23 protein-coding genes are annotated in these 25,291 nt (G+C 71.5%); 15 read left to right on the top strand and 8 right to left on the bottom strand.

The features are described from left to right. The first annotated feature begins 121 nt into the window (after positions 1-121). Positions 122-1,537 carry a hypothetical protein gene (locus F8271_RS10410; RefSeq protein ID WP_151489494.1) on the top strand — a complete coding sequence of 472 codons (1,416 nt, stop codon included), beginning with the start codon at positions 122-124 and terminating at the stop codon, positions 1,535-1,537. Between the two features lie 651 nt (positions 1,538-2,188). Here the strand turns inward: F8271_RS10410 and F8271_RS10405 are convergent. Further along, positions 2,189-3,184 (bottom strand): nuclease-related domain-containing protein, encoded by a 996-nt coding sequence (locus F8271_RS10405; protein WP_151489493.1) that lies wholly within the window; start codon positions 3,182-3,184, stop codon positions 2,189-2,191. After that, a complete protein-coding gene (locus F8271_RS10400) occupies positions 3,178-3,474 on the bottom strand; it encodes a hypothetical protein (protein WP_151489492.1) in 297 nt (98 codons plus the stop codon). Before F8271_RS10400 ends, F8271_RS10405 begins: the two co-directional genes overlap by 7 nt. 176 nt (positions 3,475-3,650) lie before the next feature. Here F8271_RS10400 and mobF point away from each other — a divergent pair, with 176 nt between their 5' ends. Then, entirely contained in the window at positions 3,651-8,342 is a 4,692-nt protein-coding gene (gene mobF, locus F8271_RS10395) for a MobF family relaxase (RefSeq protein WP_225854385.1), read from the top strand. Between the two features lie 44 nt (positions 8,343-8,386). Next, entirely contained in the window at positions 8,387-8,788 is a 402-nt protein-coding gene (locus tag F8271_RS10390) for a hypothetical protein (RefSeq protein WP_151489491.1), read from the top strand. A 58-nt stretch (positions 8,789-8,846) separates the two neighbouring features. On the opposite strand, the gene F8271_RS10385 is transcribed toward F8271_RS10390, so the two are convergent. From F8271_RS10385 to F8271_RS32325, 6 genes are all read right to left on the bottom strand, one after another. After that, positions 8,847-9,497 carry a hypothetical protein gene (locus tag F8271_RS10385; protein WP_151489490.1) on the bottom strand — a complete coding sequence of 217 codons (651 nt, stop codon included), beginning with the start codon at positions 9,495-9,497 and terminating at the stop codon, positions 8,847-8,849. Then, positions 9,494-10,993, bottom strand: coding sequence for a helix-turn-helix domain-containing protein (locus tag F8271_RS10380; RefSeq protein ID WP_151489489.1), 1,500 nt, complete (start codon positions 10,991-10,993; stop codon positions 9,494-9,496). Before F8271_RS10380 ends, F8271_RS10385 begins: the two co-directional genes overlap by 4 nt. Positions 10,994-11,139: 146 nt before the next feature. After that, a complete protein-coding gene (locus F8271_RS10375; RefSeq protein ID WP_151489488.1) occupies positions 11,140-11,778 on the bottom strand; it encodes a hypothetical protein in 639 nt (212 codons plus the stop codon). Next, complete coding sequence (locus F8271_RS10370; RefSeq protein ID WP_225854390.1) at positions 11,775-13,487, bottom strand: type IV secretory system conjugative DNA transfer family protein; 1,713 nt, start codon at positions 13,485-13,487, stop codon at positions 11,775-11,777. Before F8271_RS10370 ends, F8271_RS10375 begins: the two co-directional genes overlap by 4 nt. A 197-nt stretch (positions 13,488-13,684) precedes the next feature. Further along, positions 13,685-15,328 carry a hypothetical protein gene (locus F8271_RS10365; protein WP_151489486.1) on the bottom strand — a complete coding sequence of 548 codons (1,644 nt, stop codon included), beginning with the start codon at positions 15,326-15,328 and terminating at the stop codon, positions 13,685-13,687. A 169-nt stretch (positions 15,329-15,497) separates the two neighbouring features. Beyond that, the gene (locus tag F8271_RS32325; RefSeq protein WP_192580234.1) at positions 15,498-15,668 is read right to left on the bottom strand and encodes a hypothetical protein; all 171 of its coding nucleotides are present in this window, start codon (positions 15,666-15,668) and stop codon (positions 15,498-15,500) included. Positions 15,669-15,973: 305 nt separating this feature from the next. Here F8271_RS32325 and F8271_RS10360 point away from each other — a divergent pair, with 305 nt between their 5' ends. The 12 genes from F8271_RS10360 to F8271_RS10310 all read left to right on the top strand — a co-directional run bounded on the left by F8271_RS10360 (position 15,974) and on the right by F8271_RS10310 (position 24,876). Continuing rightward, complete coding sequence (locus F8271_RS10360) at positions 15,974-16,216, top strand: hypothetical protein (RefSeq protein ID WP_151489485.1); 243 nt, start codon at positions 15,974-15,976, stop codon at positions 16,214-16,216. A 268-nt stretch (positions 16,217-16,484) separates the two neighbouring features. Then, positions 16,485-16,634 carry a hypothetical protein gene (locus F8271_RS32320; RefSeq protein ID WP_192580233.1) on the top strand — a complete coding sequence of 50 codons (150 nt, stop codon included), beginning with the start codon at positions 16,485-16,487 and terminating at the stop codon, positions 16,632-16,634. A gap of 124 nt (positions 16,635-16,758) precedes the next feature. Continuing rightward, the gene (locus tag F8271_RS10355) at positions 16,759-16,941 is read left to right on the top strand and encodes a hypothetical protein (protein WP_151489484.1); all 183 of its coding nucleotides are present in this window, start codon (positions 16,759-16,761) and stop codon (positions 16,939-16,941) included. A gap of 133 nt (positions 16,942-17,074) precedes the next feature. Continuing rightward, entirely contained in the window at positions 17,075-17,221 is a 147-nt protein-coding gene (locus F8271_RS32315) for a hypothetical protein (RefSeq protein WP_192580232.1), read from the top strand. A 23-nt stretch (positions 17,222-17,244) separates the two neighbouring features. Next, a complete protein-coding gene (locus F8271_RS10350; RefSeq protein WP_151489483.1) occupies positions 17,245-18,024 on the top strand; it encodes a DUF5131 family protein in 780 nt (259 codons plus the stop codon). Continuing rightward, positions 18,021-18,335, top strand: a complete 315-nt coding sequence (locus tag F8271_RS10345) for a DUF4326 domain-containing protein (RefSeq protein ID WP_151489482.1) — start codon at positions 18,021-18,023, stop codon at positions 18,333-18,335. Before F8271_RS10350 ends, F8271_RS10345 begins: the two co-directional genes overlap by 4 nt. Positions 18,336-18,764: 429 nt before the next feature. Next, a complete protein-coding gene (locus F8271_RS10340; RefSeq protein WP_151489481.1) occupies positions 18,765-19,046 on the top strand; it encodes a hypothetical protein in 282 nt (93 codons plus the stop codon). A gap of 13 nt (positions 19,047-19,059) precedes the next feature. Beyond that, a complete protein-coding gene (locus F8271_RS10335) occupies positions 19,060-19,572 on the top strand; it encodes an AAA family ATPase (RefSeq protein WP_151489480.1) in 513 nt (170 codons plus the stop codon). Between the two features lie 209 nt (positions 19,573-19,781). After that, complete coding sequence (locus tag F8271_RS10330; protein ID WP_151489479.1) at positions 19,782-21,209, top strand: hypothetical protein; 1,428 nt, start codon at positions 19,782-19,784, stop codon at positions 21,207-21,209. Between the two features lie 600 nt (positions 21,210-21,809). Beyond that, complete coding sequence (locus F8271_RS10325; protein WP_225854382.1) at positions 21,810-23,489, top strand: hypothetical protein; 1,680 nt, start codon at positions 21,810-21,812, stop codon at positions 23,487-23,489. 453 nt (positions 23,490-23,942) lie between these two features. Next, the gene (locus F8271_RS10315) at positions 23,943-24,290 is read left to right on the top strand and encodes a DUF4158 domain-containing protein (RefSeq protein WP_151489478.1); all 348 of its coding nucleotides are present in this window, start codon (positions 23,943-23,945) and stop codon (positions 24,288-24,290) included. A 136-nt stretch (positions 24,291-24,426) separates the two neighbouring features. Then, complete coding sequence (locus tag F8271_RS10310; protein WP_151489477.1) at positions 24,427-24,876, top strand: hypothetical protein; 450 nt, start codon at positions 24,427-24,429, stop codon at positions 24,874-24,876. Positions 24,877-25,291 lie beyond the last annotated feature (415 nt).

The following is a 25,291-nucleotide window of genomic DNA, read 5'->3' as shown; positions in this document are numbered from 1 at the left end:
GCACCAACTCGAAGGGGCGCTCCGTCACCAACGACGGGGCGCCCTTTCTGCGGCCCGATCACGATTAAATTCATTTCGTTTCATCACACGAACGAATCTAATTCTATGTTATTATATTGGCATGACTGAGACGCAGATCCCTTCCGAGCAGCAGACGTGCGCCTTTCCGGGGTGCCACGACGAGGCCGAGCGGGCGGTGGGCCCGGGGCGGCCGCCGAAGTACTGCAAGAACCCGGAGCACAACGCGCAGACCAAGTTCCGGGCGGAGCGCGGGCGGGCGACCGGTGGGCAGAGCGCCGAGCAGGCGGACCTGGGGCGGCCCGTGACGATGGCGGGGGACACGGCGTCCAGTTCGGTGAAGGTGATCGAGCGGCTCGCCCGTGACCTGGTCGAGGCCCTCGGGCAGCACGCGGAGGCGATGCGGACGGTCGGCGATGTCGACGCGGCTGAGGCGCAGATCGAGGCCGTGACGACTGAGGCCGCGCAGCGGGTCAGCGACTCCGAGGCGGGACGGGCCGCCGAGCACGCCCGGCGGGTCGCGGCGGAGAGCCGTGCCGAGCAGTTGCAGGTCGACGCGGAGGACATGGCGTCCCAGGTCGACGCGATCGCCGGTGATCTGGCCGCCGCCCGAGCCAAGGCCGACGAGCTGACCGGTCAGCTCGACGCGCGCGGCGCCGAGCTGGAGGCGGTGCTCGGCGTGCGGGACCAGGTGCTGTCCGAGCTGGACACGGTGCGAGCTGAGTTGACCGAGGCGCGGACCCTCGCGGAGAACCAGGGCATCGAGGCGGTGCAGCTACGCGTCCAGGTCGAGGAGGCGACCGTTGCCCGCAACGAGGCCCGCGCAGAGGTGTCCCGGCAGGCCGGTGAGCTGGACCGGTTGGCCCGCGACGTGGCCAGCGCCAACGACCGCGCCGAGCAGTCTGCCGGCGAGGCGAGCACCGCCCGTGCGGCGCAGCAGGAGGCGGAGCGCGAGCTGGCGGAGGTCCGCGAGCAGCTGCGCGCGGTGGAGCGCGAGCGGGACCAGGCCGCCGCCGGCCGCGCCACGGCCGAGTCTCGGCTTGCCGACCGCGACGCCCAGGTGCAGCAGCTGCACGGCGAGCTGTCCGCCGCCCGGACCCGGGTGGACGAGTTGACCGGTCAGGTCGACCAGCGCGGCCGCGAGGTGGAGCAGGCGCGGGCGGAGCAGGCCCGGACGGCGCAGCAGGTCGAGAACGGGAAGCGGGAGCTGGCCGAGACGCGGCAGCGCGAGCAGGACCAGACGGCCGCGCGGAAGACGGCCGAGGCCGCCGTGGCGGAGGTCCGCGAGCAGCTGCGCGCGGTGGAGCGCGAGCGGGACCAGGCGGCCGCGGGCCGGGAAGCGGTGGAGGCCCGGCTGGCCGATCGGCTCGCGGTCGTGCAGGAGCTGCGCGCCGAGGTGACCCAGGCGCGGACGGACGAGCGGGCGGCGCGTACTCAGGCGGCCGACCTCACCGCCCAGGTTGCCTCGTTGGCCGGTCGGCTCGCCGGCGACGGCCGGGGGTCGCGCGAGCACGGCTGACGGACCCGCCCTCGGGCCGGTCATGGATGTCCGCCGCTGGCGGTCGCCGTGACCGGCCTGAGTGGTCACGGCGATGACCGGTCGGACAGGGGGTGCCCTGCCGGTGGTCACTCGGGTGACCGGTCGTCGTGGTGACCGGGCGCGGTCATGGCCGTGACCGGGGCAGGCGGCCATGGTGGTGACCGGCAGCGCGGGGTGGTCATCGTGGTGGCCGTGCTGTTGGACACGGTGACCGACCCGCCGGTCATCTCTGGTGACCGGTCACGAGATGACCGGCGGAGGTGGTGCAGGGTCGGGGCGGGGGCGAGAGAACCTGGCCGGTTGAGCCGTGAGGTGGCGTAGGGGCCGGACCGTCCAGCACCAGCAGGGCAGGGTGGTGTGGTGGTCGGATGGCTCGCCATCGGGCGCGGGCCGTGCTTCGCGGCAGGTCGGGGCGGGTGGACATCGGTGACCGGCGGTGGTGGTCGTGCCGGTGGCCGGTCATCGTGGTGACCGCCGCGCGGTCATCGGGTGGTCCGGCCCGGTCATGGCGTGACCGGGCCGGGTGGTCGCGGGATGGCCGTGGCGGTCGGGGGCGGATGACCGATGGTCATGGTGATGACCGCAGCCTCGGTCACTGGTGACCGGGTGGGCGGTCACGCGGATGACCGGTCAGGGAAGCCAGGTGGTGGAGCGCCGAGCGATGTCGTGAAGTTTGGTCACGGTGTCCGGGGTGAGGACGGGCGTCTGTCGGCGGAGCCAGCGGGCGAGTTTGGACGCGGCGATGACGGTCACGCCCAGGGGCTGGTGGTCACCGCGGACACCGGCGCCGACGACGGCGATGACCGGGGTGACGGCGATCGGGCCGTGGCCGAGGGCAGCGCCCAGGAGCCGGCCGGCGCGGTCAGCTTCGGCGCGGGCCTTGACCGCGTAGGCGGTGGCGTGGCGGTTGACGGTGATGCCGTCCGGGCCGGCGGAGACGAAGCCGCGCGGGTGGTGCTTGGTGTTGATGGTGAAGATTCCGGCCGGTCCGATGAGGACGTGGTCGATGTCCGTGCCTCGGGCGCTGACCGGCACGGAGTGCAGGACGTACCAGCCGCCGCCGGGGCTGGTGAGTTTGCGCAGGTAGCCGGCGGTTTTCACCTCGCCGGCCGCGCCGACGCGCCACGCGCGTTCGTCGGTGCGCAGTCGCAGGAGCCGGGCGAAGAACGTGACCACGGGCCGGTCGCGGCGCAGCTGCGCGGCGACGGCGGCCGCGCCCTGGCCGGGCTGGTTGTCCGCCAGGTCGGTCCATCCCGGTCGTCTACTGCGCTGGGTGGGCGGTGTGGGTCGCTGAGCTGGGCGTTCGCGGATGCTCACGCCGACTGGCGGGTCCTGTGGGGGCGGTCCGAACGCGTCGTTGCCCAGGTGGGTGGGCGGGGCGACTGGCCCGGCCGGGGCGGTGGGCGGCGCGAGGTTATGGACCAGCTCGGGCGGGTCGGTGCGGGGCGGTGTGGGGTTGCGCTGTCGCCAGGTGGCCAGGGCGGCGTAGAACTCGGTGGCGCGGCCGAGGTGCACGTCTCCGGGCTGGCCGCTGGTCACGTCGACGTAGCCGAGGTGAGTGCCGTCGCTGGCGTCGAAGTGCACGCGGCGTCGGCCGGCGCGTACTGACGTCCAGGTGGTCACCACCGGTCGGCCGCCGTCTGGCGGCGCGGCGCGATGCGCCGTGTGGGGTCACCGACCGTGACGGCGGGGCGGGTGCCGACCTCGGTGGTAGCGGGCTGGTAGCGCCCACTGGGAGGCGTTACCACCCGCCGGAGGGCGGCGAGCTGCCCGGCGTTGCCGGGAGCCGGCGCGAGCGCGTGAGGCACGGCCACAGCCGGGCGCGGGTCATCGTGCGCAGCGGCGAAGCCGACCCCGAACCGGACCAGCAGCGCCCCCGCCAACGGCGTTAGCGCCCCCTCAACCCGGGAAGTCACCACAGCCACCCCACAATCTCGTTCGATCTCCAGCACCGTCTCATCAGAACCGTCCACCCCGTCACATCCACCCACCACGAGCACAGCCAGCAAGTACCCCACCCCAGACCATTTTAGAACCGTCACACCAAGGCATTGCAATGTACTGGCCCAAGATCATCAGCTATGATCTATCCATGACTGTGCGCGTGACCCCCATCCCTGCGGGGATGGCCGGTGCGCGCTACCCGTGGGAGTGCCAGGCACACGAGCATGATCGTCAGGCGTACTACCACGAGGGTCAGGAGGTCGGCCCGTCCGCGCGGTGGCTCGGCGCGGGGGTGGAGCGGCTCGGGTACGAGCAGGGTTCCGAGGTGGTCAAGGAAGAGCACCTGGTGCTGTTCGGCGAGCTGTGCGACCCGCGTCTGCACGCGGAGCTGACCGCCCGCGCGGCCGCCGAGATCCGGAAGCTTGGGCTCACGGGCGACGACGCGAAAGACCACTACGCAGAGCTACTCACGGGTGCCCGGTTGGGTCGCGCTCCCCGGCAGTACAAGTCGGTGGATGAGCGGCTGGCGGAGGCGTTGAAGGCCGAGCCGGACGCGGACGCGCACCGCCGGGAGGAGCTGCGGCGGCTGATCGAGTCGAAGCAGCCAAAGGCGAACGGATCGTTCGACGTGACCTTCTCGGTGCAGAAGTCGATCAGCTTGTACCGGGCGGGTCTGCTGGCGCAGGGCCGCGTCGAGGACGCGGGGAAGGTCGAGGCGGCGCACCGCGCAGGGGTCGCTGCGGCGTTGGAGTACCTCCAGCGTGAGGCGGGTTTCACCCGGGTCGGCTACCACGGCAGCGCGGGCCCGGACGGGGCGAGCGTGGGCCGGTACGTCGACGCCCACGAGTGGGTGGCCGCCGAGTTCCTGCACGAGACGTCCCGGGCTGGTGACGTGCAGATGCACTCGCACCTCCAGGTGCTCAACCGGGTACCCACGGTCGAGGACGACGGCCGGGTGGTGTGGCGGACCCTGGACTCCCGCGCGCTGCACAAGGCCCGGCCAGGCATGGAAGCGGTCTACCACCGCACGATGGAGGAGCAGCTGACCCGGGATCTGCCGGTGGACCTGGAGACCCGGGAGGACGGCAAGGCCCGCGAGGTCATCGGGATCACCCTGGACGACCGGGAAGCGGCATCGACGCGCCGGCAGCAGATCAAGGGTGAGCTGGAAAAGTACGTCGAGCTGTACCGGGAGCGCACCGGGCACGAGCCGTCGCCGCAGACTCTGTCGAAGATGGCGGAGCGGGCGGCGTTGCAGACCCGGGACCGCAAGGACGCCGCGGTGCCGATGGACGAGCTGGTCGACCGGTGGGAGCGCGAGGCGGTCGCCGCTGACCGGCGCACCCACGCGGAGATGGCCGACAACGCTGAGGCCGCCGCGGTGAACCGCCGGTTGAGCCGGATGCGCGACGGCGACCCGGCGCCGGTGCTGGACCGGGCCCGGGTGATCGCGCAGGCGCTGGGTGAGGTGCAGTCGGAGCGGGCGAAGTTCGGTCGGGACGACGTGATGCGCTGCATGGCCCGGGCGCTGCCCGAGCAGCTGGGCACCGCCGCCGACGACGCCGGCAGCGTTACCGCCCTGTTGGAGTCGCTGACCGATGAGGCCCTGACCAGCGGCGCGTACGGCGTTCTGCAGGTGTCCGGGTTCGAGGTCGTCAACACGCCGCCGGAGCTGCGGCGGGAGTCGGACGGGCGCAGCGTCTACCAGCCCGGTCGGGTCGAGCGGTATTCCACCGAGACGCAGCTGCGCGAGGAAGAGCGGATGGTGGCCACGGCCTCCCGCACCGACGCGCCGCGGTTGTCCCCGGAGCAGATCGAGGACGCGATCGCCGCGTCGACGTTGGGCGAGGACCAGGCCGCCGCCGTGCGCGGGGTGCTCGGCGATGGCCGGCAGGTGTCGGTCATCGTCGGCCCGGCCGGCACCGGGAAGAGCTACGCCCAGGGCATCATCACGAAGGCGTGGGAGGCCAACGGCGGCCGGGTGATCGGGCTCGCACCGTCGAACATCGCCGCCGGCGTGCTCGCCGAAGCCGGCGTCAGCACCACCACCAACATCAAGAAGTTCTTGGATCTGCACGAGGGCCACGGCGCGCAGGCCGATATAGCTCGGTTCGCCCTGCGCCCGGGTGACCTGGTCATCGTCGACGAGGCCGCAATGGCGAACCACCCGGACATGGTCAAGCTGGTGCAGATCGTGGCCGAGGCCGGGGCGAAGATGGCCGGGGTCGGTGACGACGGGCAGATGCAGTCGGTCGGAGCGGGCGGCGGGTTCCGGCTGCTCCGCCAGGAGACCGGGGCGTACGAGCTGCGCACGGTGCGCCGGTTCCGCGACGGTGACCAGGTGCGCGATTGGGAGGCCGAGGCGTCTCTCGGGCTGCGGGACGGCAACGCCGAGGTGCTCGCCGCCTACGAGGAGCACGGCCGGCTGCACGGCGGGACCGCCGAGGAGATGGCCGAGAAGTCGGTCGGTCGCTACGTCGCCGCCACTCTCGCTGGGAAGGTCGCCACGCTGACCACCCCGACCAACGCGGTCGCTGACGAGCTGTCCGCCCGGATCCGCGCGGAGCTGGTCCGCCTCGGCCGAGTCGAAGAAGGCGGAGCGGCGGTGATGGGCGGCAACGTCGCCGGCGTCGGCGACCTGGTCCAGACCCGCGAGAACAAGTCACTGTTGGTCGACAGTGAGGGTTTGCAGGTCATCAACCGGCGGGTGTACCGGGTGACCGAGCTGCACGAGGACGGGTCACTGACTGTGCGCCGGATCGTCGGCCTTGACTCCGAGGGTCGGGAGCAGCTCGCCGGCACCGTCCGGCTCGACCCGGACTACGTGCGCGAGTGGACTGCGCTGGGCTACGCCGGCACCGTCCAAGCTACCCAGGGTCGGAACGTCGACCGTGGCTACCTCTATGGCGATGCTGACCAGGGCATCACCCGCGAGGCCGGGTACGTGGCCCTGACCCGGGGCACCGAGATCAACGAAGCGTTCCTGGCCACCGAGCGCACCCCCGAGGACCCGATCGACGGGATGCCGGAGGACACCCAGGTGTCGACGCCGCTGGCGGAGATGACCCGGATCCTGGAGCGGGAGGGCGTGGAGAAGTCGGCCACCGAGTCGCTGCGGGAGGGACTCGAGTACGCGGAGTCGATGCCCGCGCTCGCTCCGATGTGGGTCGACGTCACCACCCGGCACACCCGGGATCAGTGCCGCGCCCTGCTCGGGGACATTCTCGGCCCGGACGCGGTCGCCCGCCTGGACGCCGAGCAGGCCGACCCGCTCTACCGGCACCTGCGCGAGACCCAGCTCCAGGGCCACGACATCGAGGCCCTGCTACGCGAGGCAATCGGCGACCCGCGCAGCCTCACCGACGCCCGGGAGCTGGGCGCACTGTTGCAGTACCGGGTGGAGCAGACGGCCGCCGGTCGGACCCCGGAGCACGAGCCGGCCGGCTCGGACTGGCTGGCCCGTACCCCCGACATCGAGGGCCCCGAAGGTGAGTTCGCCCGCGAGGTCGCCGAGGCGATGCAGGCCCGGCAGGACGCACTCGGCGAGCGGGTCGCCGAGCAAACCCCGGCGTGGGCGACCGCCCGGCTCGGTGAACTGCCCGAGCAGGAGCCGGAGCGCACCGAGTGGGAGCAGCGCGCCGCCGTCGTCGAGGCGTACCGCGAGCTGTACGGGGTGACCGGCGAGGGCACCGTCATCGGGCAGGCCCCGCCCCGCAGCGCCGTCGAGCAGCGCGCCGCGTGGGACGCCGCCTACGAGGCGTTGGGTCGCCCGGACGAGCACCGACACATCGCGGCCGCCGGTGACGAGCAGCTGCGGGCGATGCTCGCCGCCTACGAGCGCGAGCAGGTGTGGGCGCCGCCGTACCTTGGGCCGCAGATGTCCGAGGCGTTCCAGTTGGCCCGCGACTACGAGCAGCGCGCCATCCTGGCCGAGGCCGAGGCCGCGACCCTCGCGGACGCCCAGGAGAGGGCCGAGATGGAGACTCGGGCGGCCGGGTGGCGGGAGATGGCCGCCGGGTTCGCCGAGCAGGCTGCCACCTTCGAGGAGATCACCGTCGCGCACGCCACGTGGCGTACGGACACCGAGGAGGTCCGCGAGACCGCGCAGGCCGCCGGCGCTGAGCTGGACCGCCGCCAGGTCGACCGGCAGCCGGCCGCCGAGCAGGACGAGGTCGACCGCGACCAGGCCGCCGCCGGTGACACCGAGCGCGTCGACCAGGAGGTTCCGGAGCGCGACCAGGTCGAGGCCGAGCAGGTCGAGGCCGGGCAGGTGGAGCAGGACGTCCAGGAGCGCGACGAGATCAACGCCGGCGAACAGGTCGACGTGCGAGAGGTGCGAGAGACGGAGCCGGACGTCGAGCTGGAGGGTGCCGCCGCGACGCTCGACGTCGACGAGCCTGCGCAGCTCGCCGTCGACGCTCCGGAGACCGAGGTGGAGCCGACCGTCGCCCGCGAGCCGGAGCAGCCGGCCACGCCCACGCCGGCGCAGCTCGCGGCCCAGGCGTTCCCGGAGCAGCGCCCCACCGCCGAGCGTCAGCCCGAGCCCGAGCAGGTCAAGGCTCCCGAGCGTCAGCCGGAGGCCGAGCAGCAGGACCCGACACGGGCCGCCCGGGTGGCCGCCGGTGCGTTCCCGCGCACCATCCAGCAGGAACTGCGCGAGGCCCGCACCTACCTGGAGCGTCGTGCTCAACGCGCCGAGGCGTCCCAGCGCACCGCCGGACAGCGTGCCGAGCAGCAAGCACGCGAGCAGGAGGACCAGGCCCGCCGCGAGTCCGCCCGGCTCATGCGCGATCGCCAGCAGCAGGCCGAGCGGTCCCAGGCCCGAGGATATGAACGATGACGCAGGAATGGCTTACCGTCGATAGAGACGGAAGGAGGCCGGCCATGGCCGAACGCGTGCGCAGTGGTTGGGAGCTGAGGAGCCGCGCCGAGATCGAGTACATGCTGGCGCACCTGGTCAGGGTCTACGCACCGACGCATGACTACGCTCGGGGCGGCGCGGCGGTCTGCCGCTGGATCCTGGGTCATGATCACGCTTCTCCCGTTACGGGTCAGTTTCTCGGACGGCCCGTTACCTGCAATGACGTCCGGCATGAGGGGTACGAAGCTCAGGTGGCGATGTCCAACGGCGGACGCCCCGCCGTAAGCCCGCCCGTGGATCCGCTCTCCATCAACTACTTGAACGGCGTCGACGACTGGGCACTATGGGTGACCGGCGGCCAGGGTGTTTCCATTCCGGACGACTGGCCGTTCGACCAAGGGCCGCCGCTGGGCTCGGTGCGCTGACCGACCGACAAACAGGGCCCCCACCGATTGGTGGGGGCCCTGTCGTGTGCGAGGGGTGCTACTCGCGGCGCTGCACCATACGAGCGAGCCAGGGCAGCTCGGGCAGGTGGACGGTGACGCGCTGCTGGGTCCAGGGCCGGCGCAGCGCGAAGAGGCTGAGCACGATCCACCAGAGGGCGGCGATGCCGGCGGTGGTGGTGCGGGCCGGGCCGGTGGTGGTGGCCCAGACCATCGCCACGGTTGCGGCGCCGAAGAGGATCCAGCCGAGGCGTGCGGCGACGGCGCGAGCGAGGAAGGCGAGCGCGAACAGGCCGACGCCGGCGGCGCACCAGGTCCACCACAGCGTCTCGGCGTCGATGGGCAGGCCGGCGGAGTGGGCGGTGAGGTAGGCGCGGACCGGGTCGAGAACGACGTGGGTGAGGCTCCAGTCGCGCAGCCAGTCCACGCCACCGTCGATCGCGTCGACGGCGAAGCGGCCGATCCAGCGCAGCAGCGGCATGACGAGGCCGAACAGCAGGAGTGCGACGAGTAGCACTCCGGCGACGCCGGCGGCGGGCAGGAGCCAGTCCGGGGGCCAGTCGTCGCTGGCGCGCTGGCGACGGAAGCGGTGCCATAGGTCTTCGGCCCACTCTTCGAGCATGGCCAGCCAACCGGCGTTGGTGTCCTCGATCGGGGCGGGCCGGGTCGGTGTGGTGGTGTCGGTGCTCATGCGTCGTCCTCGTCTTCGTCCTGGTCGACGTCGTCGACGGCGATGATGACCGGGTCACCGCGGCGAGCGGCTTCCAGGTGGGCGCGGGTGAGTACGGTCCGGTCGGGCAGCTTGCGGGACAGCAGGGCCTCCAGGCCCTCGGGTGCGCCGGTGATATCGGCGGGTGCTTGGGCGTTGATGTCGTCGAGCAGCGCGTCGACGAGCAGGGCGAGCGACCCGGGGCCGGATCCGCCGTAGCCCCACCCCAGCCCGAAGTAGGAGTCGCGGGGGGCGGGGTAGAGCTTGCCGTCGCTGGTGCGGATCCAGACCGGGCCGTCGAGGATCAGTTCGGCCAGGGGCGCGGTCGCGGGCAGTCGCTGCGGCATGGCGGCGATGTAGTCGCCGTCGCTGTCTCTCCAGACCGGTGCGTCGGTGTCGGGGTCGACCAGGGCGTCACCGTCTTGGTCGGGCTGGGCGAGGAGTTCGAACGCGGCGGTGCGCTGGGTGGGGACGAGTCGCTGGGTCCACCGGATCGCCCACGTGCTTTCGTGCGGCTCGATGGTCTGCGGGTTGCTGTAGGGCAGGTCGGTACCGGCGTCCCAGCTGGTGACCTCGCGGACGCACCGGCGGGCCAGGTCATCAGGGCGGGCGAGTAGGTCGAGCCAGCCGGCGCGGCGCTGGGTGGGGTCGATGTCGTCCAGGTCGGACTCCGGCACCGGCATCGGTCGGGCCGCGATGCGCAGCACCCCGTCTGGCAGCTCGGCGCGCTCGACCATCTTGACCAGTTCCTCGGCGGAGCTTGCGGACTGGGAGTGTGCGAGACGTGCGAGGTTGACGAGGACTCGGGCGGAGGGGTGCGTCTGCGGGTAGGTGGACGCCATCATGAGCAGCGCGCCGGTGTCCAGGGCGGGTATCGCCATCGTGGTGGCCGTGGGAGTCGACGGCGTCCAGTCCAGCAGCAGCTGCTTGTCTCGCAGGGTCAGCGACCACCACGGCAGCGGCTGGCCCAGCACCTCGGCCAGCTCGATCCATGTCGGCGTGTAGCTGCGCTCGGGTAGGCCGGGCAGCAGGCCCTTGAGTTCCGGCCCGGACAGGGACGAGAACCCGCTGCTGACCACGACCACCGCTCCGTTGCCGCGTGGGGCGAGCTGCTCGACCCACTTGCGGTGTGGCGCCCGCCAACCGGTGGGCAGCGGCCACACCAGGTGCACCGGGCCCGAGGGGGTGTCCCAGCTCAGGGCAACCGCGCCGGGAAGCTCCACGGTGCCGTCGAAGGTGATGCTGTGTCGGTTCCACCGCCAGGCGGTGACCGGCACTCGACCCGACCACTTGTCGCCCCGGCGGCCCAGCGCCCACGCATAGACCTCGTCTTCGGACCACCACTCCTGGCCGTCGTCGACGCCCGTCGGCTTGAGTTGGCCGGTCTTGACCCACCACCACACGGTCAGGCGGGGCACGCCCAGCAGCTGCCCCACCGCACCCATTCCGAGCCGCCGCCGGCCCTCCGGTTCTTCCACGTCCGCGATCCTCCGTCACCATGAGATTGCCCTGTGTCACTGCCGCGTCAGCGTGCCAGAGCCGTCCGACACGGGCCACCCCCGCACACGAAGCAGGGCCCCCACCGGTTGGTGAGGGCCCTGCTCGCCGCTTGGTCGTGGTTCTTCTACGGCTTATTGGCACCGGGTGCCGGTGCGTCGGGGCGTGCTGCCATGTCGGCCTCGATGACCGCTACCAAGGCGCTGTTGTCGTCGATCGAGTTGGTCGGCCGGGGTTCGACGTGCCTGTCGTCATTGAGGCAGGCGGCCATGGTGGAGTCGCTGCGGAGCCGGTTGATCGTGCCGGGTAGCCACCGGTCGTGCCACTCCCCCGCGCCGGCCGGGGTGCCCTTGGCCGAGCGGTAGAGGCGGTGCCATTCCTGGCACAGCCAGGACAGCTCAGTGACGACGTCGGGGTGCCGGTACCAGCACGCCGGGATCTTGTCGCGGCGGCCGCCGGTGGGCCCAACCAGCCCGTACGTGCCGGCGAGGATGTCGCGGACCCAGTCGATCAGGGTGTGCCAGGCAGCCGCGGCCTGTTCCTTGTTCATGGCAGACCAGTCCCACACCCGCACCGGCTTGTCGCTCTGCTCGGCGAGCAGCTGCTGCACCACCTCCTGGAGCGAGACCATGTCCTCACCCAGGGTGGTGACCTGCTCGCCGATGCCGGTCAGGTCGGCAAACTGCTCGCGCAGCTGGTGTACCTCCGCGCCGAGCGCGAGGATCTGCGCGCCCCAGCCGCCGCTTCCCGGCCGGTCACCGGTCACTGGTCGTCTCCATCGGCCCCGGCGTCGTCGACGCGCTGCGTGGGAATCGGACCCTTCTTCGCGGCGCGGCGGGCCCGCTTGACGTCGCGGCGCTCCCACGCCGGCGTGGTCCGGATCAGTGTCGGCGGTGCGGTGCGGTGCAGGATCAGCGCGTGGTGCTCGGGGATCTCGCGCACCAACGACGGCTCGATGGTCGGTCGGCGTACCTCGGTGGTGGAGGTGGAGCGGCCGCGCCGCTCGCCCTCGGTCTCGGTGTGCTGCTTGGTGACGTAGGTGCCGCACGCCTCCGCGATCGTGTTCAGATCCTCCGTCAGCGTCAGCCCACCGAAATACAGCTGCGTGTTCGCGGCGGTCTTGATGACCTGGCCGCCGCGCTCGCCGTAGATCTCGTAGAGCTGGGCGAGGGCCTGCGCGGAGATCGTGATGGCGATGTTGCGGCCGCCGGCGTCGGCGACCCACCGGGTCAGGTCGACCGGCACGATCAGCGCGGCCTCGTCGAGCAGGAACGACATCGGCGGGTCAAGACGACCGCCGGGCTGACGGGAGGCGCACGCCTTCGCCCCCTCGAACAGGTGCTGCGTCAACGCCACCAGCAGCGGTGCGAGGCTCTTGTCGTCGCCGAGCAGGTACAGCGTTCCCTTCGACGCGATGAACTGGTCAATGTCCAGCGCGTCCTCCCCCGGACCCGGGGCGACGATCGCGGCCACCGCCGGGTTCGCCATGAACTGCATCGACTGCGACAGGGTCAGGAAGATGCTGTCGCGGGTCTTCTCGGCGCCCGTGGTGACGACCTGGCGCAGCTCGCCGAGCCACCCGCCGGGCACCTGCCCGGCGTGCTCCCGCAGGATCTCCAGCGCCTGGTGGTTGTCGGGGGTGGCCACCCACTTGGCGACGGTGGCCATGCCCTCGCCGGACAGCGCGGCCGCCAGCAGGAAACACCGCAGCACCTTCGTGGCCTGGTCCTCCCAGAAGCCGCTGTCGTCGGAGTGTGACTGCCGCATCGACCGCACACCCCGGGTCATCGACGCGGCCCGGCTCTGCGCCGTGGCGTAGTGCTCGCACCCGCGCACCGGGTTCCACCGCAGCGTCGACTCCAGCCCGCCCAACCCGGCCGGGTTGAACAGCAGCACTGGCCGCCCGCCCTCGCTGCGGAGGGCGCAGGTCATCTCGTAGATGTCGTGCTTGGTGCTGGTGGCCACCACCGCGCCGGCCGCGTCGATGATCGCGCCCATCAGCCACGCCGTCTTCCCCGACTGCGGCGGGGCGATCACCAGGATTACGTCGCGGTAGGAGGCGTAGAGCCGGCGCGCGTACGACGGGCCGACGATCGACTCACCGAGGTAGACGCCGTGGTCGGTCACGTCCATGGCGTTGCGGAACTGCCGCAGGTACCACGCCCGGTTCCACCAGGTCACGTGCTTGTAGCTGTGCCGGGTGTGCTCCGCGACCCGGATCGTGGACACCGACGACAGGTGCTTGCGCAACGCCAGCCAGTCCGCCCACCCCGGGTTGTGGTACTTCGCTCGCACCCGTCCGCGCCGCGACAGCCGCCGGTAGAGGGTGTGCCCACCCCAGACCGCGGCCGCCGCGCCCATCCCGAACATGCCGGTGGGGATGGTGCCGGCGAAGACGTCGAGCATGGCGACGTTGTCGCCGGCGGCGGCCGCTGTGGCGTTGAGCTGCTCGCCGGCCACCCCGGCGAGGTACATCAAGCCGCCACCCCCGAGGGTGGCTACAGCGCCCGCTTGTAGCTCGCTACCGTTCTTCTGCTGGGACATGGAGCCTGTTCTCCTGTTCCGGTTCAAGCCGGGGCGGCGTTCGCGCGCCGCCCCGGTCCTATTGATGTCGCGGGATGCGACCGAGTCGTCACCGTAGATCACGAGTCTGACTCGGGTAACCCCGTTGCTTACCGGCCGCCAGCGGTCGCCAGCTCCCCCTTCTGCTCGTCGACCAGCTTCTTCGCCGCAGTGAGCAGGCGCCGGGCCTGCCGGTCCTCCACTCCGTACCGCTCGCTGACCTTTGCTGTGTCCAGCTGCACACCGGACGCCAGCTCCGCCGCCAGCTCCGCCGCGCGCTCAGCGGTCAGCCGTCCACCGCGCCGAGACTCGGCCAGCTCAGCCTTCATCGCCTCCAGCGCAGCCTGTAGCTGCTGGACTTCACGGCCCCGCTGCTCGGCCGCTCGCTGCGCGTCGGTGCGCTGTGCGGCCACCTGGTCCAGCTCGGCCCGCACCGCCGACACCGCGGCGTCGATCGCCCCGGCCCCCGGCGCCGCCGCGAGCTGCTGCCGCACGCTGGCCAGCTCGGACCGCAGGGCCCGCACCTCCTGGTCGCGGCGCGTGGCCACCTGGTCCAGCTCGGCCTGCATCGCGCGGACCTCCTGGTCGCGCTGCTGCTGCCACCGGTGCCGTTCGTCGGCGATGCGCCGGTCGATCTCATTCGGCAGCACCTGCTCCGCCGTCTCGGCTCGCTGCTGCGCCTCGGCGATGGCCGCCGCAGCGGCTGCCTGCTGCTTGGCCGACTCGGCGACGGCGTCGGCGGCCCGACGTTCGGCAACTTCCACCCGGTCGAGTTCCTCGGCCGTCAGCGGCGCCGTAGCGGCCTCGATCACGAACGCACGCTGAGCCGCCTTGGCCGCCTCGTCCACCATCTCCGGTGCGGCGGTCAGCGTCAGGGTCTGCAACCGGCGCAGTAGCCGTCGACGACGACCCGCCACCTTCTTGACGGCCTTGTCGTTCTCGTCGCCAGTTGGCAACAGGCGCAGGCGCAGCATCACCCGGGACAGTTCTTCCACCCGCTGCGCGTGGTCGACCTCTTCGACGTCCTTGCCTTCAGGCTCGGCCAGGTCCAGACCGAGAAGGATCCGGCGGAGGTTCCACTTCCACTTGTACTTCGGCTTCGGCTTGACCCCGGTGTCGTCCATCTGGAGCCACCACAGGTACGCGGCGAGCAGCGGCAGACCGAGGCGGATCGGCACCTCAACGAGCGAGTCCGACGCCAGGGACACGATCACGCCCATGCCGGCAGCGATGCGCCACACCGCTTGCGCGTGCCGCCGCCAGGTGCCCGGCTCGATCGGGTTGACGACCGTCCGGCCAGCGGCCAGCAGCTCCGCCTGGCGCTGCTCGTGCCGCTTCGCCGTCTCGGCCCGTCGACCCTGCAACACCATCGCGATCTCGCCGACCGCGAACAGCACCACGGCCAGTTTGTTGCTCAGGTTAAGCGAGCCGGTGGCAACCTCCCACATGCCCTCCGAGCTGAACGCCAGGATCAGCCCGACCGCGACCAGCGACAGCATCCGGTCGAACCAGGTCGCCTCCTCGATGTAGACCGGCGGCATATCCGCCGGCTCGACACCGATCGCCGTCTCCTTCTCCAGCACCTGCTGCTCGGCCTGCTCCACAGCGGCACGGTTCCTACGCCGCCGGCGCAGCGACCGCCACAGCACGAGCAGCGACAGCAGCGCCGCCACGCCGATGAGCGACAGCTTCACCGCGCCGACGTCGGCCAGCCAGTCCAGCACCGGCTGCGCGGCGCTCCAGTTGAACGTCATCGCGCGACCCCCGTTCCGGGCCCCGCGAGCCGTACGGCTTGTCGAGCCCGATCACCGTCGAACCACGACGGTAGGCCCGTACGCTGGGAACTGCGCATGGGTTTCCTTCCTCTGCGTTGTCTGGCCCCGGCGGGTGATGACGAGTCGGCTGCCGGGGCCGGAATGTCGGTCACGCGCCTCGGGCGCGTAGGTACTCGTCGACGGCCTCATCCAGCAGGTCCTGGAGCTCGACGTCGTTCTGCACGGCGTAGACCCGGGCCCGCTTGCGGACGGACTCGCGGACGCGGGCGCCGAAGTTCACCCGTGGCTCATCAACGGGCGGCGGCGCGACGGTCGGCATGTTTTCTCCCTGGCTGTTCTTGCTGCGGCCTGTGGTCACTCGGATCTCCCTGGAGTGCTTTGGGGTGACCGTCAGCATCCCATCCCCTGACTGAGCCGATGACGGCTCACACGATCAACCATATTGCTCGCGTGTCAGTCAGTCAACCTGTTGACTGACTGACAAACACGGTGCATGGTGGAGGCATGAACGTGACCGGCCGCCGCTGGCGGAGACCCCCGAGAGTGTGTCCACCGTGGTGTGCGCAGGACCACCAGTGCACGGCGCAGCATGGCTACCCGAGCGGTGAGCACCGGTCGGAGCCGATGACCTGGCGAACCCGGTACGGGCGGCTGGTAACTACCCGGATCGAGGACATCGACGGCAACGGCCGCATGGAGGTCCGGGTGAGTGCCCGGCTCGACGTCGACGAGCGGACGGCCCGCATCCAGGCGCAGCAGCTTGCGGTCCGGGTCGACGAGATCGTGCGGGAGGTGATGGGCCTGCCGGCGTTCAGTTCACCGCCGGTCGGGCCGCAGATCAGCAGCCGGCAGGCCGGCTACCGGTGATGTAGGCAGCCCCCGGCGGCGGGTTCAGCGCCGACCCGGGGGCCTAGATCGGGAGGAAACCCCGACCATGACTCAGCACAGTACAAGCCCCGGCCCCGGCCGGTGGTGTCGCACTTCTCGCACCTCCCTTGGCCTGCCTACCTGGCAGCCCCGTGGGGCCGGACTGCTCTCGGTCCGACCCGCGCGGGGCCGTCAGGTCGACGGTCAGCCGCTCCCCTGCTCGGTGGGTTCAGCACCGGCGGGGAGCCATCCAGGGAGGAAACCCCTCATGGCGAAGAAAGCCGACGTCGAGGCCGCCAAGCAGCAGCTCTCCAACGCGATGACCGCGAACAAGGTTGTCGGAGGCCGCCAGGCGAAGAAGGACGTCGAGAACGCCACCGCCAAGCTCCAGGCCCTCACCGGTCTGGGCTGGAGGTAGTCCCCTGTCGGCGCGGGCCGGGCCACGTCCGGTCCGCGCCGAGACCCAGCGAGCCGTGATGAGGCAGCCCCCGGGGGTGCAGGAACACCCGACCGGGGGCCTAGATCGAGAGGGAACCTCGACCATGACTGACCAGCGTACGGAGCCCGTGCCGTTTCTCGACATCGACGTCCCGGTCACCCGGTGGGAGACCGCCCAGCAGGCCATGACGTGCCCCGCAGACGGCACCAAGATTCGCCCCGGTGATCAGGTGGCCGTGCTGCTCAACGCCACCACCGTTTGCGTGGACTGCGTGGAGGTCGACTGACGGGGCCGGTGGGGGCCGGCTCCCCCGGGATCCGGTCCCACGCCAGGCCCGCCAGTAGGCGGCCACCCCACCTCCGCTCCCCGACCGGCGCAGGAACGCCGGCCGGGAGCCCGACCGGGAGGGAACCCCGGACATGGCCAAGGCCGAGAACAAGCGCACCGACCCCAGCACGTCCCCGCCGCCGCTCGACTGGCAGAGCAAGCCCCCGAACCGGGACACCGACGCGGCGTGCGAACAGGTGCTGCGCGACATGAACCGCCCCCGCCGGCTGGGCCGCTGACCCCCTGGAAGGAGTGACCGATCATGGCTGACACCAGCATCGAGTGGGCCACGAAGGTCTGGAATCCAAGCACCGGGTGCGACCGCGTCTCCCCCGGGTGCGACAAGTGCTACGCCCTGACGATGGCTCGCCGGCTCAAGGCGATGGGGTCGGAGAAGTACCAGCTCGACGGCGACCCGCGTACCTCGGGCCCCGGGTTCGGGCTGACGCTGCACCCGGACACCCTCACCACGCCGTTCGGCTGGCACCAGCCCGAACGGATCTTCGTCAACAGCATGAGCGACCTGTTCCACGCGCGGGTGCCGCTGGAGTTCGTGCAGCGGGTGTTCGAGACGATCGCGGCGACGCCGCAGCACACGTACATGGTGCTGACCAAGCGAGCCCGTCGACTGTCTCGGGTCGCCCCGCATCTGGACTGGCCGGAAAACCTGTGGATCGGGGTGTCCGTCGAGAGCGTCGACTACCTCGATCGCGTCGACGACCTGCGCGCCGTTGAAGGCGCGAACTGCCGGTTCATCTCGGCGGAGCCGCTGCTGGGCCCGCTGGACGGACTGGACCTGTCGTTGATCGACTGGCTCATCGTCGGCGGCGAGTCCGGTCCCGGCGCCCGACCGCTGGCGCTGGAGTGGGTGTACGACCTGATCGCCCGCTGCGACCGGTGGGATTGCGCCCCGTTCGTCAAGCAACTCGGCGCGGCGTGGGCCAAGCAGTACGGCGCGGACAGCAAGGGCAGCGACTGGTCGTACTGGCCGACCAACCTTCGGATCCGGGAGTACCCGCTGGGTGCCGAGGTGCCCAGGTGAGCCGGCAGATCCAGCGCCGGCGGACCGCCGGGTGGCAGATGCCCGCTGGCGCGGTGTACATCGGCCGGCCGAGCCGGTGGGGCAACCCGTACCGCGGGGCCGAGAGCGAGCGCGCCGCCGCGGTGCAGGCGTACGCGCAGTTGCTCGACCGGCGTCCGGACCTGGTGGCCGCCGCCCGCGCCGCGTTGGCCGGGCGGACCCTCGTGTGCTGGTGCCCGGTCACGAAGCCGTGCCACGGCGACATCCTTGTCGCGGTGGTCGACGGGCTGAGCCCGTTGGACGCGGCCCGCCAGCTGTTCCCGCTGGGGTGACCCGGTGGCCAGGGGCAGCGACGGGCCGGGGCTGGACTGGACGAAGACCGGCAGCGCCGGCCCGCCGGAGCCGTGCGTGATCTGCGGCAATCCAGCGATCTGCCGGAGCCCGGCAGGCAAGCCGTGCCACAAGACGTGCGCGGAAGGGTGGATCGCCGCGCGCCAGAAGTGACCAGCAGGGCCGGGGCGAGCCAGCCCCGGCCCTCACCACGACCGGAAGGGGTGCGACAGGTGCGAGACGTGCCCGCAGTGCTCCACCAGCCACCACCCCTGCGCCAGGACGTCGACCTGCCCCGAAGGGATGCCAGAACCACTGGCCACCCGCAAGGGCCGAGCCGCTACGCGGTGCCCTCCGGGCAGCCCTTGCCCGCGACCAGCAGCCCCGGCCTGGCGGAGCCCAGGACGACGACCTACCGCAGGGAGGATCCGATGGCAACGCAGCTCTACACCGCCGAGCAGGTGCTCGCCCTCACCTCCGAGGCGTACCTGCGGGGCCGCTACGACAGCGGCGTCAACGACCTGCGCGGCACGTGGGCCGAGTTCGACGAGCCCCGCGCCACCCGCGAGCAGCGGGTCGCCGCCCGCCTGGCCGACATGGACCACCGGGCCCGTGTGCGAGCCGCACGGGAGGGTCGCCCCTACCGGATCTACCGAGGTGGGCCGGTCGACTGGGAGACCGGTCGCCCCGTCCGACACCGAATCGCCAGCTGAGGAGAATCCGACCATGACCAGGGATGACGTTGACCCGGCGACCGCCGCCGCACCGGAGTTGGTGGTGCTGATCGGCGCCGCCGGCGCGGGCAAGTCCACGTGGGCGGCGGACCGCTACCGATCGTCGCAGGTGGTCAGCCTGGACGCCCTGCGCGCCGTGGTGGCCGATGACGAGTGCGACCAGGACGCCACCGCCGATGCGGTGGCGCTGTTGCTGGCGATCGTGGACGCGCGCCTGTCGCGCCGGCTGACCACCGTGGTCGACGCGACCAACGGCGTACCGGCCGAGCGCGCCGAGCTGCTCGCGGCCGCCGCCCGCCACCAGGTGCCCACGACCGCCGTGGTGTTCGGCACCACGCTCCAGACGTGTCTGGACCGACAGCGCCAGCGCCCCGGCCCCGTGCCCGGTCGGCGGTGGGGCCGGGCAGTGCCCGACTCCGTCGTACGCAACCAGCACCAGCGCACCCGGGCCAGCCTGGACACGCTGACCACCGAGGGTTTTACCCGGGTGGTCCGGGCCAGCTGACCAGCGCTGACCGAGATTGTCGGTGCCCACGGCTACGATGCCGGTCAGGTCGATGCACCGGCCCGACTCCGAGCCCAGCCGACGCGCCCACGCCGCGTCCGGGCAACGACGACAAGCGGCACAGCCGACGTGCGAGGCAGCAGCTCTCTTCCCGCAGACCCATGGACGCCGTGGCCGAGAGCGTGGGTAACGGCCGGACAGGACACGTCATGGTGAACAAGGACCAACGCGCCGCCCGAGAACTCGCGGCCAGCGACGGCATCCCCTACGCGCGAGCGCTGCGTCAGGTGCGCCAGCAGCCGCGGCCGCCGATCCCGCCGGAGGCGATCGCGGCGCTTGAGTGCAACCCCGCCGCCGGGTACGCCGGCGACGACTGGAGCTTTGAGGCCCGCCACGCCCGCGAGGACGCCCGGAAGCTGGATCACTGGCGGGCACGGCAGAAGGGCCGGCCGACTCGGCTGTGGGAGGCCGACATCGAGGTCCGGTGCACGGCGATCAGCGAGCACGAGGCGTGGTGGCGCATCGCGCTGGGCTACATGCGTACCCCGGTCTACCGGGACGCCGGCATGAGCGGGTTGTGCTGCCACACTCAGGAACTGCACGAGAGTGGGGACGGCCGCCGCGAAGTCGCGGTCGTGCCCCGGGACCAGCTCGCCGCTGGCGAGTGGGAGGACCTGGTCGACGACTACCCGCGCCGACCGATGCCATGGCCGGCGACGTGGACACCGCGCGGACCGGAGAAGGCGTACGACATCGCCGACTACGTGGCGAGCCTGCGCCGGGCCGCAGCTCGCGCCGCCGGGCAGCCTGTCGACGACCCGGGCCGCCCCGCACTGCCCACCAGCACGGCCGAGCGGCTGCACGTGTGGCGTGCGGTCCACTGCGCCGAGTTTCTCGCCGGGGTCACCATCGACGACGCCCGGACCCGCGCGGCCGAACTCGCGGCGACGATCGTAGACGCGCACGGCCGGCCACTCGCGCGGGTGCTCGACGTTCGCCCCGACGACGGAGCGCCCGGCAAGGACGGTGTCTGGCTGCACCCAGTGACCTGGAGCGGAAGCATCGAATCAGCGGAGCGTCTGTGGAACGACTACGACGCCGCCGGCACGCCGCTCGCGCAGCTGCTCGCCGGCGAGGCCGATCGGCTGGAGCAGCAGTGGCGGGCAGAGAACACCGAGATCGACGCGTACGAGGCGCGGCTGCACACCCAGCCCGACGGCACCCGCACCCTGTCCACGCCCGAAGAACTCGCCGAGGTCACTCGGTTCATCACCGCCCGCTGGCAGGGCAAGACGGTTGACGAGATCCGCAAGCAGGCGCAGCACTGGCGGTACATGGCCGACCGCGTCTACTCCAAGGTTGTCGAGGGCGACGAGGACACCAAGCGCATCGAGCACGCCGACGCCATGGCGAAAGCGCTGAGCCGACTGGCAGACGAGCGGGCGACCCGCCCCGGCCAGAGCACGGTGCCAAGGCACAGCCCGGGTGAGGAGTTCGTGTGGGTAACCCCTGCCGAGGTTGATCCCGGTGACGAAGAGGCCGGGCTGGTATGGCGTGGCACCGACGCGGCTGACTACGCCTTCCGCGCCGAGAACATGCCGGCAGCCCGGCAAGAGCAGGGAGCCCGCGACCAGTAGGAACTGCGCGCTCCGTTGACGTGACTTGATCCGTTCCCACCGCCCGGCCGTGCTCGATCCGGCCGGGCGGTGTCGCGTCCAACCGCGACAGAACCCGGCCAGCATCGAACGAAAACCCCATTCGGATGCGCCAGGAGGTGTGTTGAGCTACAGGCGGTAGCTGTCGCAGACGTACGATCCTGCGGAACACTCATGACCTTGACAGGAGACCGCGCCTCACGCGCGACACCTAACTCCAGATAAAAACCGAGCCCCAAACCCCTTGACGTTTGGCCGCGACACAGGGTTTGAGGCTCTCCAAGCTCGGAGGCCAGAATAGCATCCAGCCCCGGGCTGGGTGCTTCTTTGTCTCCAGACACGCCGGCGTGTCGGGCCGGTTCTCCGCGCCTTCTGGAGCGCCCAGCCTTACCCCCGCCCGCTGACCAGCGGTTACTGGTCGAGACGACCCGCACCGGACAGACCCGGCTGGCCGCACCGCCCGGCGCGCGGCGCCGCCCGGTCTACCCGACCGGGGTGCAAGTGCCGTGTGTGCCGTGCGCGGCCGCCGGCGTCGACCGGCAGGGTCTCCCCCGCGACGGTGTCGGATCCGACGCGCTGTGCATGTCGTGCTGGCGAGGCCGCACCGATCGCGAGTACCGGCGGATGGTGGCCGAGCTGGTCGACGACGTCGACACCAGCTGCGCGGCGTGCGGCGCTCCGGATCCGTCGCCGGCGTGCTGGCTGTGCGGCTACTCCTGGCTGGCCGACGCCCGCGACCGGTTCGCCGAGGACCAGGCGCTCACCGCGGCTGCGGTCGACGAGCGGCTCGGACAGCTCGCCGAGCGCGCCGAGGCCGACGCCCGGGTGGCCGAGCTGACCGCGTGGGTGCAGCGGCTGCGCACCACGATGGAGTCCTACGCCGCTGGCGGCACGCGCGGGCGCGCGGTGGAGCTGCTCGCCGAGCTGCTCGCCCGCGAGGCTGCGGCGCGCGCCTCCAGGCGTGGCCGACCGTCGAGGCTGGCCCGGGTCGCCGGAGTCCTGGCCGTCGACGCGGACTACCGCACCGGCCGCCGAGCCCTGCCCGGCCGGGACAGGTCCGCGCAGCTCTCCGGCTGCACGACCCGCACGGTCACCGACTGCTGGGCCCGCGCCGAGGCCCTCGGCTGGGCCGTCCGCACCCGCCACGGCCGCCGGCTGACGCTGGCCGAGCGCACCGAACTCGGCCGCTACAACGACCGCGCCGAGTTCGACCTGCGGCCGGTGCACCATGGCGACGCCGCCACCAGGGCGCCCTACGTGCCGGTGGCGCTGCTGGTGCTCGACGACCTTCTGCAGCACGCCCTGGCGCTGCTCGCCGAGGCGGAGGACGACGTCGACGCGCTCACCGCCCGCACCGGTGCCGTGGTCGACCACGCCGGCATGGTCCGCCGAGCGCAGCTGCGCCAGGCCGTGGCCACCACCCGCGACACCGTCCTGGCTGACGTCGAGGCCATCGCCTCACGCCAGATCCAGACCGCGAATTTCTTCCCCCCCCGCTCGGCGTCTCAAGGTGAGTACCTAAGTTCCTGCTTGTCTCGGGGTTTTGCTCACTCGCCGCGGCTCTCGTACGCCGATCGAACGGACCGGACGAGCCGGAGGGAGAAGCGCGCTTCGCGCTCACCAGCCGAGAGGAGTCGAGCTGGGACCGAGTGCGACACGTCGCACCCTCTACAGCGTCCTAGGACGCGCCAGGCGGCGTGTCGACAGACACGCCGTGCCCCGGCGTGGAGCGGGTGGGCGTATGACCTCGCCCGAGCGCTCATCGTGCGCTGGACGTGGCTGGCGGACGCGAGCCTGCCCCGGGTGGCCGCCACGCTGGGCGCGGCGCTGAGTCGGGACTGGACGGCCGAGATGCTGGACGCCTGGGTGCGGCGGACGCGTGGCGGCCGCGGGCTGCTGGACGCCCCCGACCACCCGTGCGGCTACCTCAAGTGGCTACTCGACGAGGCGCTCGCCGGTGACGTGGCGCCGCCGATCCCGGCCCGCCGACACGCCGAGCACCGCCGCCTGGTCGCCACGGCGGTCGCCGGCGAGGCCGCTGGGCGGCTGGCCACCGCCCGAGCCGGATGGGATGACCGCGACCGGGGCGCCCAGCAGGAGCGCGCCGGGCGCGGGTCCGCCCGACGCGCGGCGCTCGCCGTCGCCGCGGCGGCCGCGCGCGGCGAGCACGCGCCCGCACGGGCGATGTCCGCCGACGTGGAGGACTGGCCCGAGGTGGCACAGCCCGGCGGGGGTCTGCCGCCGGACCAGGTGGACACGTAGCACCTGTCGCACACCGCCCAGGGCAGGTTGCTCAGGCGTCGGCCAGGCGGAGCCGGTGGTGAGCGGCGCTGGCCGCCAGGAGCACGTCACCGCCTGCGGTGCGGACCACGCTGGCGACGGCGCGCAGCGCGTCCTGCTCGGCGTCGTTGAGATCGTGGGTGACGCCGTAGTGGTGCTGACTGGTCCTGGCCGGATGAGGTGCGAGAAGTGCGACATGACGGCGAACGGACCAGCCACCCGGTCAGCGCACGCCATGACCGGCCGTCAGTCGAAAACCTGGTTCACCGTGACTCTGATGTTGTCGGGGTTGCTGTCGACGATGAGCCACCAGTGGTCGTCGTGGGGGTGTTGGTAAGAACCACGGCACCAGGGGCCAAAAAGATGATCTAGGCGTGAGGGCTGTCGGGGTGGTGTTAGAGGTCGGAATGATCTCCGGCTGTGAAACGTCCTTTGATGAGTCTTGGGGATCTGGTTGAGCACTGGACGTTGGTCGGTGCTGAGCAGGATCTGGTCGCGGCGAAGCACCGCGACACGCAGCTCGGCTTTGCGCTGTTGCTGAAGTTCTACGGGCGGTTCGGCCGGTTCCCGCGCGGCCGGGCGGAGCTGCATGAGGACGTGGTGGAGTTCGTCGCGCGGCAGCTGGGCGTCGAGGCAGGCTCGTTGGGCTTCTACGAGTGGGCTGGGCGCACGATCAAGCGGCACCGCGCTGAGATCCGCGCTCATCTGGGTTTCCGGGAGTGCACGGTCGTCGATGCCGAGAAGCTGACGAGGTTTCCGGACGGGTTTTCTGTACGGGGCTGACCGGGCCGGCTGGTCGTTTACGATCTTGTTCGGGAAACGGTCGTTTGTTAGACAAGATCGAATACGGGGTCTCAGAAACACTACGACTGGCGCAACCTGTTGCTATCATCGCAATAGATTGCGCAGAATGTAGGACATGACTCGACGAGACATCTTCACCGACGTGGCCGCGATCCTCTACCCGATCCCGCAACCCGAACCCGGCGAGGAACACGACGACGGCTTCCTCGCCGCGCGAGACGAAGCCGCCGAAGACCAAGAACGTGCCGCCGAGAACCTGCGGGCCGCGTGGGATGGAGGCGACCAGGACCCGCTGATCGGCGCGCTGGCCGGCGCCCGCCGCGCGAAGGAGGAAGCCGAGCAGCGGATCCGCGAGCTGATCGCCTACGGCCGCGAATTCGTCCAACCCCGCCCCTACACGCTGGGCGACCTCGCCGCAGCCGCCGGCATGTCCATCTCCGGCGTACGCACCGCCTACAGCCACCGCGACGTCGCCCAAGTCGCCGACGCCACCGGCGCCAAGCCCCGCGAGTGGCGAGCTCAGGACCCCGCCCCGGCTCACGACGACGGCGGAGCGAAGGCGTGAACTCCTCAGCGTGCATCTGCCTGACCCGATGGCCCCGGCTGCACATCGTGATCGAGGGCGTGCGCTACGAAGTTGTACCCGCGGAGGCTGACACCCCGACCAGCGCGCTCTTCCGCGCCCGGTGCGCCGGCTGCGGCGCCGAGTACACCTACCCATTCAGGATGGTGATCCCGCACGCTCCAGCCGCGTGAGCAGGTCACCGCCTGCCGCCGCTTAGCGCAACTTTCCCGAACGTTAGTCCTTCCGCCGCGTATTCGATCTGATGCGAATACAAGACAGTCTGCGTACGGCCTGCGGCCGAGGTTTGCGCTGCTGGCCGCATGAGTAGCGGTTTCGCCGACTGTAGACCTCGTGAATGCTCTCCTTGCCGCGAGGGTTGCAGATGCACTCGTCCTGACCTGCGCGTTTGACAGGC

Origin of the sequence: Micromonospora sp. ALFpr18c, from assembly GCF_008868155.1 — a bacterium.
Classification (GTDB): Bacteria; Actinomycetota; Actinomycetes; order Mycobacteriales; family Micromonosporaceae; genus Micromonospora.
This window is presented reverse-complemented; position numbering and strand designations above follow the sequence as displayed.